Genomic DNA, 17,076 nt, shown 5'->3' on the forward strand with positions numbered 1-17,076 from the left:
TTAACAGTAAAAATGAAAACAACAGAGCAATTACGATAAACCGAATGAACAAAACCGTGGAGAAATAACTATGTGTTTGGCAATCCCCGGACAAGTGAAGGAATTATACACGCTGTTGGATGGCGAAATTCGCATGGCAAAGGTGAGCTTTGGCGGCGTAATAAAAGAAATCAGTTTGGAAATGCTGGATGATGTTCAGGTGAACGATTACGTACTGGTGCATGTGGGTTTGGCGATCAGCAAAGTGGATGAAGATGAGGCGCAGCAAGTGTTTGGCTATCTGAAACAAATGGGCGAACTGGACGAACTGGAACCGGAATAACAGCATTTTTTGAATGGATTTGTTGCCCGAAAATTTATGAATGAGGTGGTTTCATGAAATATCTCAGTGAATATCGCGACCCGAAATTGGCAAAAGCATACATCGAACGGCTGCACAACATTACCACTCAACCGTGGAAAATTATGGAAGTTTGCGGCGGGCAAACCCACAGCCTCGTCAAAAACGGGATTTTGGAAATGCTGCCGGAAAACATACGAATGATTCACGGTCCGGGTTGTCCGGTTTGCGTTACCCCGCTCGGTCTGATCGATAAAGCGGTGTATCTCGCAGAAAATCAAAACGTTACGCTGTGCTCATTTGGCGATATGCTCCGCGTTCCCGGCTCCCAAAAAAGTTTGCTGGAAGTAAAAGCCAACGGCGGCGATGTGCGAATTTTATATTCCCCGTTGGAAGCCGTATCGCTCGCGGAAGAAAATCCCGCCAAAGAAGTGGTGTTTTTTGCGGTCGGTTTCGAAACAACCGCACCGGCAAACGCGCTCGCGGTGGAGCACGCCGCAAAACGGGGATTAAAAAATTTCAGCATTTTGGCGTCGCATGTGTTGGTGCCGCCGGCGATCAGCGCCATTTTGGCGGATGAGGAAACGCAGATCGACGGATTTTTGGCTGCCGGACATGTGTGCACCATTATGGGATACGATGAATATTACCCGTTGGTGGAACAATTTAAAGTGCCGATGGTGGTCACCGGATTTGAGCCGGTCGATTTGCTGCAGGGCATTTTGATGACTGTTGAACAACTCGAAAACGGGCACGCTGAATTACAGAATCAATACAGCCGGGTGGTTCGCCGGGAAGGCAATCCGGCTGCGCAGGCGGTTATGCAGCGTATTTTTCAAACGGTTGACCGGGAGTGGCGTGGCATCGGGACGATCCCCCAAAGCGGGCTGGATGTTCGCCCGGAATTTGCCGCATACAACGCAAATGCAAAGTTTAACGTTCCCGCCAGCAACATCCGCGAAAACCCGGAATGCATCGCCGGATCGATTCTCAAAGGCATCAAAAAGCCGCACGAATGCCCGCTATTTGGCAAAGGCTGCACGCCGACAACCCCGCAAGGCGCACCGATGGTTTCGTCCGAAGGCGCGTGTGCGGCATATTATCACTTTTCCGGCGCTGAAGTGCACTGAGCGTTTACGCCGCAGAGGACAACATGGCAGATAAAAATGGAAAAATAAAAATGCAGCTCAGCTGCCCGATGCCCAAAATGGATTTTTCGGAAATTCTGTTGGGGCACGGCAGCGGCGGATTGCTGACGAACAAATTGCTGGATGCCGGTGTGTTCGATCTGTTCAAAAATCCGCAGCTCGACCAGCGGCACGACGGCGCCATTTTGCCGTTGAACGGCAACACTGCATTTACCACCGATAGCTTTGTGATTTCACCGATATTTTTTCCCGGCGGAAACATCGGCGAACTGGCAGTTTACGGCACCGTCAACGATTTGGCGATGTGCGGCGCCCGCCCGCAATTTCTTTCGCTGGCGTTCATTTTGGAGGAAGGATTGCCCATCAGCGAATTTTGGGATGTGCTGTGCGCCATCAAATTTGCCGCGGAAGCCGTCGGTGTGCACATCGTAACCGGCGACACAAAAGTGGTGGATCGTGGCAAAGGGGATAAAATTTTCATCAACACCACCGGCATCGGCGCGGTTCATCCATCCGCAAATATCGCTGCGGACAGAATCTGTGTGGGGGACAAAATCATCGTCAGCGGACAAATTGCCGCGCACGGCATCGCCATTATGTCCGTTCGAGAGGGACTGGCGTTCGAAACCACCATCGAAAGCGACACGGCACCGTTGCACAAACCGGTGTTGGCGATGATCGATAATTTCAAAGAAAACATCCACTTATTGCGCGATGCAACCCGTGGCGGGGTCGCAACCGTTCTCAACGAAATTGCCCGTCAAACCGGCAGCGGCATCGAGCTGCATCAAACGGCGATTCCGTTGGATGAGCAGGTGGAAGGCGCTTGCGAAATTTTGGGACTCGATCCGCTGTATGTCGCCAACGAGGGTGTTTTTGTGGCATTTGTGGCAGCAGAAACCGCCGACGCTGCGCTGGATTTGTTGCGGAAACAGCCGCATTGCCGGAACGCGGCCATCATCGGCGAAGTGGTGGACGCCCATCCCCGGCAGGTGTTGTTGCACAGCGCCATCGGCGGGCGGCGGGTGGTGAACATGTTACCGGGCGAACAACTCCCGCGCATCTGTTGAAATCATACAATTGAAAATGAACAACATGAATTTATTTGCAGTCCATCGAACCAAACTGACACAACAATGGGTCAATCTGTTGACAACCGGCAACTCGCCGGAACATCTGTTGCAGCCGGATGACGCCCGATTTTTTGTTGACGAAGTGTTGAATTTCCTCGCATCGGAAGTGGAACAACCATCGGCAACCGATGTTCAGCCGTTGCAACATGCGGCAAACCGGTTGCGAAACATCCCGCTCAGCCAACTGTTTTCATTTATCCGATCGGGAAAAAGCCACTGTTTTTCGCTGCTCAAAGTCAAACCAGATATCACGCAATACGAACAGATAAACAATGCGTTCGATCAATTAACCGGCGCATTGCTGAACATCTTTGAAAAAGAAAATGAAACATCCGCAGCGCTGAACTGCCGGATAACGCCCGCGCTGTTCTCGTGGTTGAGCCTGCTCAGCAGCGCATTTAAAAACAGCACGGATGGCATCATCATCACCGATGCCAAAGGGATAATTCTGGATGCGAACCGCGCATTTTTGGCGATGTTCGGCTATGAATATGACGAGGTTGTCGGCAAGCGCACCGGATTCCTGCGTTCGCCGAAAACCAGCGACACGTTTTACCAGCAGATGTGGCAGTCCATCAACACCAACGGCGAGTGGAAAGGCGAAATCATCAATCGCGCCAAAAACGGGGTTGAGATTCCGGTGTGGCTGTCCATCACGCCGATCAACCGGAACGGGCAACGCATCGGTTATTTGGGCATCGAAATTGATATGCGCGAAAAAAAGCAAATGGAGCGCGAGCTGCTCAAAGCCGAACGGCTGGCGATGATCGGGCAAATGGCGGCGAAAGTTGCACACGAAATCCGCAATCCGCTCTCGTCGATGAGCCTGAACGCGGAGCTGCTGGGCGATGAGTTGGAAGTGTTCGGATTAATTGCCAGCACGGACGAAGCGAACCAATTGCTGGCTTCTATTCAGCGGGAAATCGAACGGATTTCCGAATTGGTGGACGAATATCTGCAATTTTCCAGAATGCCAAAATCGCTGATGAAACGCGGCAAAATTTGTGAATTTATCAAACAGGTGATCGGTGAATTGCATCCGTTGGCGCAATCGACGGGCATCGAAATTGATTGCGAAAACATAAAATCGTTGCCGGAAATCGATTTCGATCCACAGCAATTGCGTCGTTTGGTGCTCAATTTAACCCGTAACGCCATTGATGCGATGGCTGGCGGCGGGCGGCTCTCCGTCGAAATGCACAACGGTGGTCCGTGGGTGGAAGTCGCTTTCCGCGATACCGGTTCCGGTATCGCAACGGAACAGGTTGAGAAAATTTTTGATCCGTTTTTCACCACCAAATCATTTGGCACCGGACTGGGTTTGTCGATCGTTCAGCAAATCGTAAGAGAGCACAACGGCAATATTTTTTGCGAAAGCCAGCCGGGAAAAGGCACAACTTTTTTAGTGCAATTGCCGGTGGGGTTGTGAGGAAATGCTTCGGCTTCGCTCAGCAACCCCATTGTGTATTTTGTGATGCTTAAATAATTGATTTGATTACGTTTAAAACAAATATCCAACAAAAGGAGCGCCCCATCGACCGGCAGAAAACCATTTTGATTGTTGACGACGAACAGAACATTCGCGAATCGCTGATGAAGGTGCTCAGTCGCGAAAATTACGCCGTGCTGCCCGCAGCGAGCGCCAAAGATGCGATTTCCCTGCTCGGAAAACACGCTGTCGATCTGGTGATTTCGGATATTATGATGCCGGAAATGGATGGATTATCGCTGCTGAAACGCATCAAACAATCGTTTGGCGATGTGGAGGTGCTGCTGATTACCGGTCACGCGACGGTGGAAATGGCGGTTGAAGCGATGCGCGAAGGCGCTCACGATTTTATCGCCAAACCGTTCAAACGGGCGGATATTCTCGCCCGTGTTCAGCGCGTGCTGGAAAAACAGGGACTGGTTCGGGAAAACCGTCAGTTGAAAACCCAGTTGAAATGCGGTGTGGAAAAAATTCAGTTGATCGGAGAATCGCCGGAAATCCGGCGCATTCGCCAGATGATCGAGCAGATCGCGCCGATGCCCTCCACCGTGCTGATCAATGGTGAAAGCGGCACCGGAAAAGAAATTATCGCGCGCCAATTGCACGAAAAAAGCGATCGTGCGGACAAACCGTTTGTGGCGGTGAACTGCGGCGCCATCGCCGAGCAAATTATCGAAAGCGAATTGTTTGGACACGTGAAAGGCGCATTTACCGGCGCAGTTGCGGAAAAGGATGGATTGTTCAAAACAGCGGATGGCGGCAGCCTGTTTCTGGATGAAGTCGGCTCGCTATCGCCGAACATGCAGGTTAAATTATTACGTGTTTTGGAGGAGCGCGAAGTGCGTCCGGTCGGTGCAATAAAAACGTTCCGGGTCGATGTGCGCATTCTCGCAGCCTGCAATTCCAATTTGCAAGCTGCCGTCGAAGCCGGGCAATTCCGGGAAGACTTGTATTATCGATTGAACGTTATTTCCATTTTTGCGCCGCCGTTGCGGGAACGGCGGGAAGATATCGCGCTGCTGGCAAACCACTTTATCCGGCAATTTAATGTCGATCTGATGAAAAATGTCACCGGAATGACGGTCAGCGCGGCGCATTTGCTGGTCGCCAATCCGTGGAAAGGCAATGTTCGGGAGTTGCGAAATGCTATCGAGCATGCGATGATTTTAACAACCGGAACTGAGATTTCTGCGGAAGATTTGCCGTTGCGCTACCACCATCCGCAGCAAAACGGACATGTTTCCGGCATCACTGATCTAAAAGCTGCGGTGAACCGGTTTGAGCGCGAACACATCACCAAAATTTTGCAGCACTGCGATGGCGATAAAAAAACGGCTGCCGAGAAACTGGGGCTCAGCCTTTCATCGCTGTATCGCAAAATGAGTGAGTTGAACATCAGCGATGGTTGAGTGATTTGTTTCATATAAAGTAGCGTTGCCTAAAAACCGAGGATTTCTGCATTCGTACCGAAGGCACTCCTTCGGAGCAGGAATGACTTCATTCAAATGCATTTTCAAGTCAATCGAAATTTGGAAATAATCCAAATTCAGCGACGCCATTCGCTGCTTTTCACATCCAATCCTGTTTTCCCAAATCTGAAAAACATTTTCTTATTTTTAAGAATTTTTCAAACATCCGGTTTCCCCCTACCCTTTTGAGATTCTCCATAACTTATTAAATATCAATGGTTTAAAAATCATATGTATTGTGTGCATTTGCTGGCACAAGGTTTGTTTTTAATTCCCGAGTTCGTTTCACGGATTCAAAAACAATTGCGACAAATGATAAACGCTCTTCACAGATCATCAATAAAGGGGACATTATGAGCCAATCGAAACAGCCCACATACTGGGAAAAAATGCACGAAGCAGGATACACCCGAAGGGATTTCCTCAAATTTTGCTCCTACATTTCTGCATATATGGGGCTGCAATCCGCAATGATACCCCAGGTTGTTCACGCGCTTGACAAAAACGCGTCAGCCGGTGGTGTGGTTCCACATTCAGGAAAGCACCTGCTGCAACGAGTCGTTTATTCGCTCGTCGCACCCGGTGGTGGCGGATATTATTCTGGACAGAATTTCGCTGGATTATACCGAAACACTGCAAGCTGCATCCGGGCATCAGGCGCATGAGGCGTTGCAGGAAACGATGAAAGAAAATTACGGCAACTATATTTTATGTGTGGAAGGTTCTGTGCCGATGGGTGCGGATGGCGTGTATTGCTGCATCGGCGGACGGACATCGGTCGATTTATTGCAGGAAGCCGCAGCCGGTGCAAAAGCGATCATCGCGTGGGGCAGTTGTGCATCCAACGGATGCGTGCAGGCATCGAAACCGAATCCTACCCAGGCAACCCCGATTCACAAAATTATTCAGGGAAAACCAATCGTAAAAGTGCCCGGCTGCCCGCCGATCGGCGAAGTGATGGCCGGCGTTATTATGCACGTGCTCACTTTCGACCGGCTGCCGCAACTGGACGGACTCGGTCGTCCGAAAGCGTTTTATTCCAAACGGGTGCACGATTCCTGCTATCGCCGCCCCTATTTTGATGCTGGTTTGTTTGTCGATTCATTTGATGATGAAAATGCCAAAAAAGGCTATTGCCTCTACAAAGTCGGTTGTCGCGGTCCGGTAACTTACAACGCCTGCGGCGTGATGGGTTGGAACGAGGGCGTCAGCAACCCGATCAAATCCGGGCACCCGTGCATCGGTTGCAGCGAAGAAAAATTCTGGGATAACGGCCCGTTTTACAACCACCTCGCCAACGTTTCCGGTTTCCCGATCGAAGGCAACGCCGATAAAATCGGGATGACAGTTGCCGGAATAACCGCTGCCGGAGTTGCGGCGCACGCGGTGGTCACCAATCTGCGGAAACGCAAGCTGATTCAGGAAGGCATCGATGCCAGCGCAAAGGGCAGTGATATTGACGAGAAAGGGGGCAAATAATGGGAAAACGTATCGTCGTTGATCCGATCACCCGCATCGAAGGGCATTTGCGGGTAGAAGCAGAAGTAAACAATGGCAAAATTACCAACGCGTATTCATCGGGAACGATGGTTCGCGGGATCGAAATTATTTTGAAAGGTCGCGATCCGCGCGATGCATGGGCGTTTACCGAACGCGTTTGCGGCGTTTGCACCAGCATTCACGCGCTGGCTTCCGTTCGTTCGGTGGAAAACGCGCTGAACATTACCGTGCCGCCGAATGCGGAATTGATTCGGAATATCATGAACGCGGTGCTGTATATTCACGATCACGTGGTGCATTTTTATCATTTGCATGCGCTGGATTGGGTGGATATCGTCAGCTCGCTAAAAGCTGATCCGAAAGAATCCGAACGCATCGCCAAAAGCATCTCCACCTGGCCGAAAAACTCGGCAGCCTATTTTGCCAGCGTACAGGGACGGGTTCGCAAATTGGTGGAAAGCGGTCAACTGGGCATTTTCGCGAAAGGTTATTGGGGACATCCGGCATACAAACTGCCGCCGGAAGTAAACCTGATTGGCGTTGCGCACTATCTGGATGCGCTGGAATGGCAAAAAGAAATCGTTAAAATTCACACCGTTTTTGGCGGAAAAAACCCGCATCCCAACTATCTGGTTGGCGGTGTTGCCTGCGCGATCAATCCGGAAGATTCCGGTGCGATTAACGCCGAACGCCTGGCGTTTGTCGGCAGCCTGATCAATGAAGCGATCGAATTTGTTGAGCAGGTGTATATTCCCGATTTGATGGCCATTGCATCGTTTTACAAAGATTGGGGCGCGATTGGCGGCGGGCTGAGCAACTACCTCAGCTACGGCGAATTTCCCACCAACGGCTACAACGATCCGGGTCGATTCAAATTCCCGCGTGGCATTGTGCTGGATCGCAACCTCAGCGAAGTGCTGGAAGTGGACGGCAACGATCCCGAACAGATCAAGGAATACATCGCGCATTCGTGGTATAAATACGCCAACGGCGATTCCAAAGGTCTGCACCCGTATGACGGCGAAACCGAATTGAATTACACCGGACCCAAACCACCATACGATTTTTTGAATGTGGATGAAAAATACAGTTGGCTGAAAACACCGCGCTGGCGCGATAAACCGATGGAAGTTGGTCCGCTCTCGCGTTTGGTGGTTGCCTACGCCAAAGGCGTTACCGAAGTGCAGGACGTGGTAAACGATGCACTCGGCAGATTGAATGTGCCGGTTTCCGCGCTGTTCTCCACATTGGGACGAACCGCCGCACGCGGTTTGGAAACAAAGCTGGTGGCGTACTGGATGAAAGATTATTTCAACGAGCTGTTGCAGAACATTAAAAATGGCGATTTGCGGACGGCAAATAAAGACCGCTTTGAGCCATACACCTGGCCGGCAGAAGCACAGGGACTCGGTTTAACCGAAGCCCCGCGCGGCGCGCTGTGCCACTGGATCAAAATTAAGGATCAGAAAATCGAGAATTACCAACTGGTTGTGCCGACAACCTGGAACGCATCGCCACGCGATCCCAACGGCAATATGTCCGCATACGAAGCATCGCTGATGGATACGCCGATGGCAGATCCCGAGCAACCGCTGGAAATTTTGCGAACAATCCACTCGTTCGATCCCTGCCTGGCTTGTTCGGTTCACCTGTATGATCCGGATGGCAAACACATCAACCAAGTGCAGGTGCTGGATATTTTGGGAGGACGCTAAAATGGCCGGTGAAACAAAATCTGTCCAAAACGCGCAAATGCGCTATTACATTTACGTTTGGGAATTCCCGGTGCGATTGTTCCATTGGGTAAACGCCGCATGTGTGGTTGTGTTGGCAGTAACCGGGTATTTTATGGGAAATCCGGTGGCTGTCACCAGCTCGGTGGAGGCATCTCAACAATACTGGTTTGGCAGTTTGCGCTTTATTCATTTTTTGAGCGCTTATGTTTGGGTTGCCGTGGCTTTTCTGCGATTGTATTGGGGATTTGTCGGGAATGAATACGTGCGTTTCAACAACTTCCTGCCGTTCAGCCGGGAAAAATGGGCGGAAATCGTTCACGTCATCAAAGTGGACGTGCTGCACATTTGGGAAGAGGCAACCGATTCCATCGGACACAATGCCCTCGCCGGCGGCGCGTATCTCATTGGTTTTGTTGGATTTCTGATTTCGGCAATTACCGGATTCGGACTTTACACAGCAATGAGCAACAACTGGTTTGTGGATTTATTTACGTGGGTGGTTCCGTTTATGGGCGGTGATCATATCGTGCGAATTATCCATCATTTCATGATGTGGTTTTTCGCCATTTTTGTTGTGATACACATATATCTGGCAGCTTATCACGATTATGTGGAAGCAACCGGCACGATCTCATCGATGGTGGGCGGCTGGAAATTTATCCGCAGCAAACCCAAAGATGAGGGCAAAGCCAGTCTGGTGCACAAAGATGTAAAGAAGGTTATAAAAGGCAAAAAATAGTTGTCTTCTACAACTACTTGGTGGGGAAACGCCCCGGACAATTCTGTTCGGGGCGTTCTTTTTTGCAAAAAAGCTGCGGCAAAATGACACATCAATTTTGCAAAGCGCCGCTATCAATCCATTCGCGAATGATAACAATCACGCTATCGGGCAGCGGCGGTTTGCCGGATGGCATACGCTCACCGACAATCGTTCCGCCGGTTAATTTCTGGATAATATAACTGCGCCCCGCATCGCCCGGATGAACCAATTGCCAATCCGGCATAAATGTGCTGGGTTTCCCCACCAGTTGCTGATAGGTAAAATCCGCATTTTCCATATTTAATTGGGATTCCGGCATCGTCCCGACGTGGCAACCGGGGATCGCGCAATTCGGTTTGATAACATTGCGGAAAATACTCGAAAACTGCGGGCGCAGCGGTTCGGAAGCCGGCTGCTCGCCGCCGCATCCGGCAACAACAGCGAGCAAAACGATCAGAGAAATGTGGCGCAATCGATGGAAAAAACAGGTCATTTGAGAACCGGGGAATAGCAATTATTTCGTATCGTTGATAAACTGCATCACCGCTTTGGCGACTGCCGGAACCGCAGCCGCAACCGCCGGCGTCATTTCGGTAGCCATCGTGCTCATATCTTCGATGGTGATGGTAAACAGGATAATTTCCGGCTGATTGTCCATCAAAAAGAGAACGTCGAGCACATCTTTCAAACCAATGTCGTGCGCGGTTAGGGTTGGCGGATAATCCGATGAAAACTTTGGCGTAAGTTGTGCAATCGTGCCAACCGGTTGACCGTCCATCGTCGCATCGATGAGAATCACCCGGGGATATTGATGGAAATAATCCAGCAGATGCAACCCGCCGGAGCCGCCGTCCAGCGCATCCACATCATCGGGGAGCTGAAACTGCTGTTCAATATAATTAGCCGCGTGAATGCCCACCCCTTCATCGCCCATCAGCAAATTGCCAATACCTAATATCAATGTTTTCATAGCATTATCCGGTTCCGTTATCGTAAGCTGTTGATCAGATGTTACACGATTCGCATGATTTTGTCAACGGGAAAATTGGAGGATCGAAATTTGAAATTGGAAAATTGAAATTGGAATTCCGGAGGGAATTTTCATAACCGCTTTTCCCTTTATCCTTTATCCTTTATCCTTTATCCTTTATCCTTTATCCTTTATCCTTTATCCTTTATCCTTTATCCTTTATCCTTTATCCTTTATCAATCTTTCGTCCGAAAGGGCAACGCCGGTAAACCCGCGCTGTTCACCAGATTCGGTTGGGCAAAACGGCTCCACCCAAACCGCACATGTAGCGGGTTCGGGGTTTGCGGGCTGGAAACGATCACCGTTTTGCCGGAAATTTCCGCAGTCGCGGGGACAAACTTGCCATCCGCTTCGGCGATCGTAAAAAAAGTGAGCGGGCGATTATCGCGCGAAGATAATCCATCCCCAACATGATCGAATGAGAGCACTATTTTACCGGCTGCAACCTGCATCGAGCGGAACACCGGGCCGCTGTATTCGAGCGACTTGCCATATGTTTTTGCCAGCGCACACAGCGCCAAACGCTTGCCCACATCCTGTTTATTTTTGGGATGGATATCGTCAAGTTCGCCGATATCCATCGTGACTGCCATTGCCGTTTTCGGCAGCGCCAGCGTTGCGATTTGCGCAGCCCACAGCTCCGGCAAATCATTTTCCGGATAATCCTTATACGGGGCGATCTGCGCAAAATAGAACGGTAAATCCGGTTGATTCAACACCTTACGCCAACCGTTGATAAGCGCTTTCATTTTGGTGAAATACAGCATGCCGTCGCCAACATTCGATTCGCCCTGATACCAGATCACACCGCGAAGCGCAACCGGCAGCAGCGGATGAATCATCGCGTTAAACAAACTGGACGGACGCGACGGCTCGCCCCAAATGCCCACAGCGGGTTTTTCCATGCGATTGTCGTAAATGGATTGGAGCAACGGCTCAGTCGCAAATCCTTCCGGCGCAATCCACGGCTCGATGGCGGTGGCGCTCCACGATGCATCGATCAAACCGATGGGCACATCCAGTTCCTGCAGCAATTCCCGACCGAAATAATAGCCGGTTGCGGAAAATCCGCCCCAACCGCCGGCGGCGATGGTTTGCGGCGTGCACACCTGCCAGCGCGCATCGCCGGCAACGTCGCTCAACGGCGTATCGCTGTAGTTATTGTCGGGATTAAACAGCCGGATGGCAGGATGATACGCGGCGGCAATCTCTTTTTCGGCATCATTAAAGCTGCCAACGCCCATTTCCATGTTGGACTGTCCGGAACACAACCAGACCTCCCCGACCAGCACATTGTTCAGCGTGATCGTTCCGGATTTGCTCCGCACCTGCAGCGAGGCACCCTGTTTATTGGCCGTCATGGGACGGAGTTGCACCAGCCATTTGCCGGTTGCATCCGCAACAGCCGATTGTTCCTGTCCGGCAAACGCGACAACCACAGATTCACCAGGCGAAGCCCAGCCCCACACCGGCACCGGCTGCGATTGCTGGAGCACCATATTGTCCGAAAAAAGTGCGGCAAGTTTGACTTCCGCATGCATCTGAGAAAAGCCGCTGTTGATCAAAAGACACCACATTATTGTTTTGAGATAACGATAGATCACGATTATTATCCTGTATTGTTTGAGTAATTTTACGCATTTCAATTAAATATCCAAAGATGAATAATAGGACATGCTTCAGCGTAGCTCAGCAACCATGCTTCAACTACGCTCAGCAAACCTGCTCGGCAATAAAGGACATATTTTGTTGTCTGCCAAAAATTGATATATTATTTCCGGAAAAAAATCAACATATTTCCGCGAAACCAAATACAGCTATTACGCAGGCACGGAATGATTCCCTTTTCAACAGAAATACAGCAGCAGATCAGCCAACGCGAGAACCGCGACAAAGCCAAATGGCTGGAAAACTACGTAAAACACGATATTCAGTCGTTGGGCGTGGGGATTCCGGAGATCCGGGACATCATCCGGCAGGCGGAGCGAGAACATCGCCTCACACAGTTGCCGATCAGCGAACAAACGGAAATGCTGAACGATTTGATGCACCAGCCGATCACCGAGTACAAATTGGCAGCGATATTATTTGTCCAGTTGTATTGGAAAACCAGCGAACCTGACGCGACGATGCGCATGATTTCCGGCTGGTTTGACCAACGCTGGATCAGCGATTGGAATGTTTGCGATTGGCTGTGCGTTCGTCTGCTCAGTCCGCTGGTGGATAGCACACCGACAATCATCGATGAATTAAGCCGCTGGAATACCGACCCGTATTTATGGAAAGCGCGGGCATCGCTGGTGCCGTTTGCCCAGTGCAAAAGCATCGGACAACACCGGGAAATGATCGCTGAATTATCCAAAACGCTGATTCAGCGGGACGAACGATTCTGCAAAACCGCTGTCGGCTGGGTAATGCGCGAATATTCAAAAATTGACCCGCTGTTTGTCACGGATTTTCTGGAAAAATATCAGGAATGGACAACAACGGAAGTCATCAAAAACGCCCGGAAATACATGTAGTTTAAAGCGATTACCACCTGATCGCCAATCAAAAAAGGATATTCATGAAAAAGCAAATCGCCGTTGGTTTTGCGTTGATCGCAGCAGTGCTGTTGATCGCCTGCCAATCAGAAAAGCCGCAAAGCGGAGAGCGCAGCGAACTGCAAACCACAGCACAAGCCGATTCAACAGCGGATATGCAATCGGCAGCGCATCACAGCAACAGTGCATCCGGCGAGGGCGATCTGCAGGAACCGGCGGAAGATGAGATTCAGGAATTTGGCATCATCGAAAGCATCGAGGACAGCGGTTACCCGATGTTCGTCGTCACGGTCGATTTCCCCGACCGGCAGATGAAATCAACATTTAACCTGAATATCGAAGAAATTGCCATGGATATGGCGGCGTTAACCGCGTTAGAGGGAAAATACGCCACCATTTATTACCTGAGCGAGATGGAAAACGACCTGAACGATTTGCAAGTTTCGGGAACATCGGTGCTCGGCGAGTGGGCGCCGGAAATAAATCCCGATTGGCTGCACATCACCGGGTTTCTCAGCGGCGCCGAAGCCGAAACCACCGGCGATTTGCCCGGCGTTATTACGATTACCGATGATACGGGCAATCAAATCCATTTTAAATATTTTATTACGCCGGAAATGGTTGAGGCAAATGGTACAGTTGTCACCGCATTTTATTCATACCGGAATATGGAAACAATCACCTATTTGCGGGCATCGGAAGAATAGCAATTCATTATAAATATTGATTGAGCGGGAGATAAAAAATATGGCATCAGACAAAGCGTTTATGGATTTTGTTTTGGAACAAATAGAAAACGCCGGATTGATCACTTACAAAAAAATGTTTGGCGAATACGGCGTTTATTCAAACGGCAAAATATTTGCGCTGGTTTGTGATAACCAACTGTTTATCAAACCGACAACTGCGGGCAGGGATTTTATCGGGGATGTGGTTGAAGCACCGCCCTACCCCGGTGCATAAATGTATTTCTTAATAGAAGACCAGATTGAAAATCGCGAATGGTTGAACGAGTTAATCCGGGTTACCGTTGCGGAACTGCCGGAGCCAAAGCCCAAAAAGAAAAAAACAAAGAATACCCGGAAAAACAGCGATTAAGATTTGAGGTTACTCATCATTTTTTGGCACATATGCACTACTATTAAAAGCATTTCCGCTGTGATTTTTTATCACTTTTTGGCTAAATTGTGCAATGTTAGTTAACAAAAGAAAGCAGATTAACTGCAAACGTTAGAAAGGAAACGAATTTGGAAATGATCAAAACGGACGGCTTGAACCGCAGACAGTGGTTAAAATTAAGCGTAAGTTCGCTTGTCGGCATTTTTTCGACATCATTGTTTGGCAGAGGAATATCAAACCTTAACGATCAGAATATCATATCAAACCATCAGAATTTATCAAATCAAAAGGAATCAACAATGGTATTAAAGCATGTGGTGTTTCACTCACCAGGTCCACAATGGAAAACAGGGGTCGATTTTAGAGAACAGCCCGGCGTAATGGAACACGTCCAGCATTATGCAAAACTTCATGGGGATAATAAATTATTTATGGGCGGACCTTTTATCGATGCCGATTCAGGTGGGATGATGGTTGCCGCAGAAGGTGTGAGCAGGCAGGAAATTGAAGCATATGCCGCGCTCGATCCGGCTGTTACATCCGGATTATTAACATTTGTTGTTAAAACCTGGTATATCGCAATGGCAGAAAAAGAATCACAGGAATAATTATCTTATCAGGAAGTAAGTGGGTAGACACAATAAATTTACTTTTATCATTTCAAACCAGGGGTTGGTCATTCCCGCAGTTTTTAGCGGGAATCCATTTGTTTACAATACTTTGGATGCCCGATTAAGTCATTCGGGCATGACCTAAATTAGCAAGATATTATTGTCCCATTACTTAGAAGCTATTTGTTTGATAATTTTTCGGTTAAAATAGATAAAATTTCCCAAAAGAGGTAACCACTATTTGTGAACTTCTTATGGATAATGTGATCATCAATCACAACTCCTCTATACCGGCGAGGATGATAACTACAGGAAAAATATGACGCTTAATAAATTTTTAGTGGTATTGCTTTTTGGCGCATTGTTTTGGAGTTGTTCCAATGCCCAGCACATTAACTCCATGCAAGTAAATGATAATGTTGTAAAAAATGAATATCCGGAACCTGCTGAAGTGGGTACCTGGTCTATTGCTGCGGTAGATTTCAAAACCGGTCAAATTGGTATCGCAGGCGCATCTTGCACATTTAATGTTCAGGGTATTGGTGAGATAATTCCAGGTAAGGGAGCCGTCATCGTTCAAGGCATGAGTAGTGATGAAGCCAGGGAAAGCGCCATTGCGTTAATGCGGGAAGAACATTCGCTGGCGGAAATTATGGATGAAATCCGCAATCCCAAATACGATCCCGAAAATCAGCAGTATGCACTAATATTACTAGATTCCACCATACAGCCGATAGCGTTCTCAGGCAATAAACTGGATAATACACGTGGTCATCGTATTGCCACAGGATTATCCGTTCAGGGTAATGTGCTGGTTAGCGATGCCGTTTTGGACGACGCTGTATTAGCATTTCAACGCAAGGATGGAACATTGGCAGAGAAACTGGTAAAGGCATTAGAAGCAGGCGCAAATGCCGGGGGTGATAAACGATGTGGTGAACAACGCGCAAGATCCGCTTTTGTAACTGTGTATAATAAAACTGACAATGCCAGATGGCCATATTTCCATCTGGTAGTTTATGGTACTGAAAAAGGCGGCGTGCCGGCAGTCGATTATCTGGTAAAAGAATTTCATTCTCTGTTTCCGCAAAGTATAAATCGTCCTTCGACAAGAGTGTATATTGTGCCGGAAAACAAATAAAGGTGACTTTTCCGGTTTGCATGAATGTGATGTCGCTAGACTAGTGTATCTCGGCAAAGATAGTTCGTCATTCTTTCCCGCGCGCGGGACTCAGAATGACTATTGACGTCATGCTGAGCGGAGTCGAAGCACAAACATGCGGCGTATGATTTCCGCCGCGATGCACTAGCTAAACAACAATACCGGCAGAAACTAAATACGTTTGGGAACAAAAGCGTAACAAGGGGCGAGTCACAGACCCGCCCAACAAACATACACCAATCGATTATTCCTCAACTTTTTCCACCGGGACATATTTTGGCCAACGGCTTTTAAACAGGGCAAATTTGGCGGGATTATCCCGATACACCCGCTGCCCGATCCGGTTAATCTTATTCACCGTTTCGTAAATGGATTTCAAGCGATTATAGCGATCCTGCGTATCCGAAGTGCGCAAGAGTTTTTGCATTTCCTGTGCTTCGTTGGCAGATTTCAGCGCGGCAAGCAAGGTTGCACCGGCATCGCGGATAGCATCGGTTTGACCTTTGGCGGATAAAACGGCGTGGTGGTCCGTGGCAAAACGGATTAACGCCGGCATCAGGGCGATCATGCTGCGCTCGCTGGTTTTTGCATCGTTCAGCGCGCCGGAAGGAAAGGCTTTATACTCAACCGATGATTTGCCAAAAGCCAATTCCATGCGAAACGCCAGATCACGCGACCAATCGTAACACGCCTCCAGCGCAACGTTTTTCTGACCGGTGGATTGTTTTTGTCCAAGCACGTTAACCGAATCAATGGTAACCGACTCCGCCGCCTGAATACGGGATTCGAGATCATCCAACTGTTCCACGGTGGCGCCAAAGCGGGATAAATCCGCCTGATGTTCCCGTGCCGCAGCCAAAGTGGTTTTGGAAACCGGAAGGATGACTTTTTCAGTAAAACGGGGTTTTTTCATAAACCAACTCCTTTTGGTAATATTTATGTTGTGTGACCGTTATAAATGCCATTTTCGATTAAACCGCGACATACTTTAGGATAACAGGTAAATTCGGTAATTACAGAGAAGACGACTGCAAAT

General features: G+C 49.1%; 15 protein-coding genes and 2 pseudogenes. 13 read left to right on the top strand and 4 right to left on the bottom strand.

Translation table 11 applies throughout. The annotated features are described in order from the left end of the window. Positions 1–70: 70 nt before the first annotated feature. The 8 genes and pseudogenes from H6629_18020 to cybH all read left to right on the top strand — a co-directional run bounded on the left by H6629_18020 (position 71) and on the right by cybH (position 9,554). Entirely contained in the window at positions 71–322 is a 252-nt protein-coding gene (locus tag H6629_18020) for a HypC/HybG/HupF family hydrogenase formation chaperone (protein MCB9069686.1), read from the top strand. 53 nt (positions 323–375) lie between these two features. Then, positions 376–1,470: a hydrogenase formation protein HypD gene (gene hypD, locus H6629_18025; GenBank protein ID MCB9069687.1), complete on the top strand. Its 1,095-nt coding sequence runs from the start codon at positions 376–378 to the stop codon at positions 1,468–1,470. Between the two features lie 68 nt (positions 1,471–1,538). Continuing rightward, positions 1,539–2,558, top strand: a complete 1,020-nt coding sequence (hypE, locus tag H6629_18030; GenBank protein ID MCB9069688.1) for a hydrogenase expression/formation protein HypE — start codon at positions 1,539–1,541, stop codon at positions 2,556–2,558. Between the two features lie 25 nt (positions 2,559–2,583). Beyond that, positions 2,584–4,050 (top strand): PAS domain S-box protein, encoded by a 1,467-nt coding sequence (locus tag H6629_18035; GenBank protein ID MCB9069689.1) that lies wholly within the window; start codon positions 2,584–2,586, stop codon positions 4,048–4,050. Between the two features lie 62 nt (positions 4,051–4,112). Then, positions 4,113–5,519, top strand: coding sequence for a sigma-54-dependent Fis family transcriptional regulator (locus tag H6629_18040; protein MCB9069690.1), 1,407 nt, complete (start codon positions 4,113–4,115; stop codon positions 5,517–5,519). 413 nt (positions 5,520–5,932) lie between these two features. Next, positions 5,933–7,058 (top strand): annotated as a pseudogene (locus tag H6629_18045) (hydrogenase small subunit). After that, positions 7,058–8,794: a nickel-dependent hydrogenase large subunit gene (locus H6629_18050; GenBank protein ID MCB9069691.1), complete on the top strand. Its 1,737-nt coding sequence runs from the start codon at positions 7,058–7,060 to the stop codon at positions 8,792–8,794. Before H6629_18045 ends, H6629_18050 begins: the two are co-directional and overlap by 1 nt. A 37-nt stretch (positions 8,795–8,831) precedes the next feature. Next, a complete protein-coding gene (gene cybH, locus H6629_18055; protein MCB9069692.1) occupies positions 8,832–9,554 on the top strand; it encodes a Ni/Fe-hydrogenase, b-type cytochrome subunit in 723 nt (240 codons plus the stop codon). A gap of 91 nt (positions 9,555–9,645) precedes the next feature. Here the strand turns inward: cybH and H6629_18060 are convergent, their stop codons facing one another. From H6629_18060 to H6629_18070, 3 genes are all read right to left on the bottom strand, one after another. Further along, positions 9,646–10,068 carry a hypothetical protein gene (locus H6629_18060; protein ID MCB9069693.1) on the bottom strand — a complete coding sequence of 141 codons (423 nt, stop codon included), beginning with the start codon at positions 10,066–10,068 and terminating at the stop codon, positions 9,646–9,648. Between the two features lie 21 nt (positions 10,069–10,089). Then, positions 10,090–10,545, bottom strand: a complete 456-nt coding sequence (locus H6629_18065; GenBank protein ID MCB9069694.1) for a hydrogenase maturation protease — start codon at positions 10,543–10,545, stop codon at positions 10,090–10,092. Between the two features lie 236 nt (positions 10,546–10,781). After that, complete coding sequence (locus H6629_18070) at positions 10,782–12,146, bottom strand: sialate O-acetylesterase (protein ID MCB9069695.1); 1,365 nt, start codon at positions 12,144–12,146, stop codon at positions 10,782–10,784. A gap of 294 nt (positions 12,147–12,440) precedes the next feature. Between H6629_18070 and H6629_18075 the strand changes: the two genes are divergently transcribed. The 5 genes and pseudogenes from H6629_18075 (at position 12,441) to H6629_18095 (ending at position 16,019) form a co-directional block, all read left to right on the top strand. Then, on the top strand, positions 12,441–13,127 hold the full coding sequence (locus tag H6629_18075) for a DNA alkylation repair protein (GenBank protein ID MCB9069696.1): 687 nt from the start codon (positions 12,441–12,443) through the stop codon (positions 13,125–13,127). Positions 13,128–13,171: 44 nt separating this feature from the next. Further along, positions 13,172–13,855, top strand: a complete 684-nt coding sequence (locus H6629_18080; GenBank protein MCB9069697.1) for a hypothetical protein — start codon at positions 13,172–13,174, stop codon at positions 13,853–13,855. Between the two features lie 40 nt (positions 13,856–13,895). Next, a pseudogene (locus tag H6629_18085) lies at positions 13,896–14,246 on the top strand (TfoX/Sxy family protein). Between the two features lie 149 nt (positions 14,247–14,395). After that, positions 14,396–14,875, top strand: a complete 480-nt coding sequence (locus tag H6629_18090; protein ID MCB9069698.1) for a hypothetical protein — start codon at positions 14,396–14,398, stop codon at positions 14,873–14,875. A 322-nt stretch (positions 14,876–15,197) separates the two neighbouring features. Beyond that, positions 15,198–16,019: a DUF1028 domain-containing protein gene (locus H6629_18095; GenBank protein MCB9069699.1), complete on the top strand. Its 822-nt coding sequence runs from the start codon at positions 15,198–15,200 to the stop codon at positions 16,017–16,019. A gap of 265 nt (positions 16,020–16,284) precedes the next feature. Here H6629_18095 and H6629_18100 read toward each other — a convergent pair whose 3' ends face one another. After that, positions 16,285–16,953: a hypothetical protein gene (locus H6629_18100; GenBank protein MCB9069700.1), complete on the bottom strand. Its 669-nt coding sequence runs from the start codon at positions 16,951–16,953 to the stop codon at positions 16,285–16,287. Positions 16,954–17,076: the final 123 nt, after the last annotated feature.

This window comes from Calditrichia bacterium (assembly GCA_020634975.1).
Classification (GTDB): Bacteria; Calditrichota; Calditrichia; order RBG-13-44-9; family J075; genus JACKAQ01.

Coding starts and splice junctions, on each gene's coding strand:
- H6629_18020 (MCB9069686.1), top strand. CDS start 71: ATGTGTTTGGCAATCCCCGGACAAGTGAAGGAATTATACACGCTGTTG.
- hypD (MCB9069687.1), top strand. CDS start 376: ATGAAATATCTCAGTGAATATCGCGACCCGAAATTGGCAAAAGCATAC.
- hypE (MCB9069688.1), top strand. CDS start 1,539: ATGCCCAAAATGGATTTTTCGGAAATTCTGTTGGGGCACGGCAGCGGC.
- H6629_18035 (MCB9069689.1), top strand. CDS start 2,584: ATGAATTTATTTGCAGTCCATCGAACCAAACTGACACAACAATGGGTC.
- H6629_18050 (MCB9069691.1), top strand. CDS start 7,058: ATGGGAAAACGTATCGTCGTTGATCCGATCACCCGCATCGAAGGGCAT.
- cybH (MCB9069692.1), top strand. CDS start 8,832: ATGCGCTATTACATTTACGTTTGGGAATTCCCGGTGCGATTGTTCCAT.
- H6629_18060 (MCB9069693.1), bottom strand. CDS start 10,068: ATGACCTGTTTTTTCCATCGATTGCGCCACATTTCTCTGATCGTTTTG.
- H6629_18065 (MCB9069694.1), bottom strand. CDS start 10,545: ATGAAAACATTGATATTAGGTATTGGCAATTTGCTGATGGGCGATGAA.
- H6629_18070 (MCB9069695.1), bottom strand. CDS start 12,146: ATGCATGCGGAAGTCAAACTTGCCGCACTTTTTTCGGACAATATGGTG.
- H6629_18075 (MCB9069696.1), top strand. CDS start 12,441: ATGATTCCCTTTTCAACAGAAATACAGCAGCAGATCAGCCAACGCGAG.
- H6629_18080 (MCB9069697.1), top strand. CDS start 13,172: ATGAAAAAGCAAATCGCCGTTGGTTTTGCGTTGATCGCAGCAGTGCTG.
- H6629_18095 (MCB9069699.1), top strand. CDS start 15,198: ATGACGCTTAATAAATTTTTAGTGGTATTGCTTTTTGGCGCATTGTTT.
- H6629_18100 (MCB9069700.1), bottom strand. CDS start 16,953: ATGAAAAAACCCCGTTTTACTGAAAAAGTCATCCTTCCGGTTTCCAAA.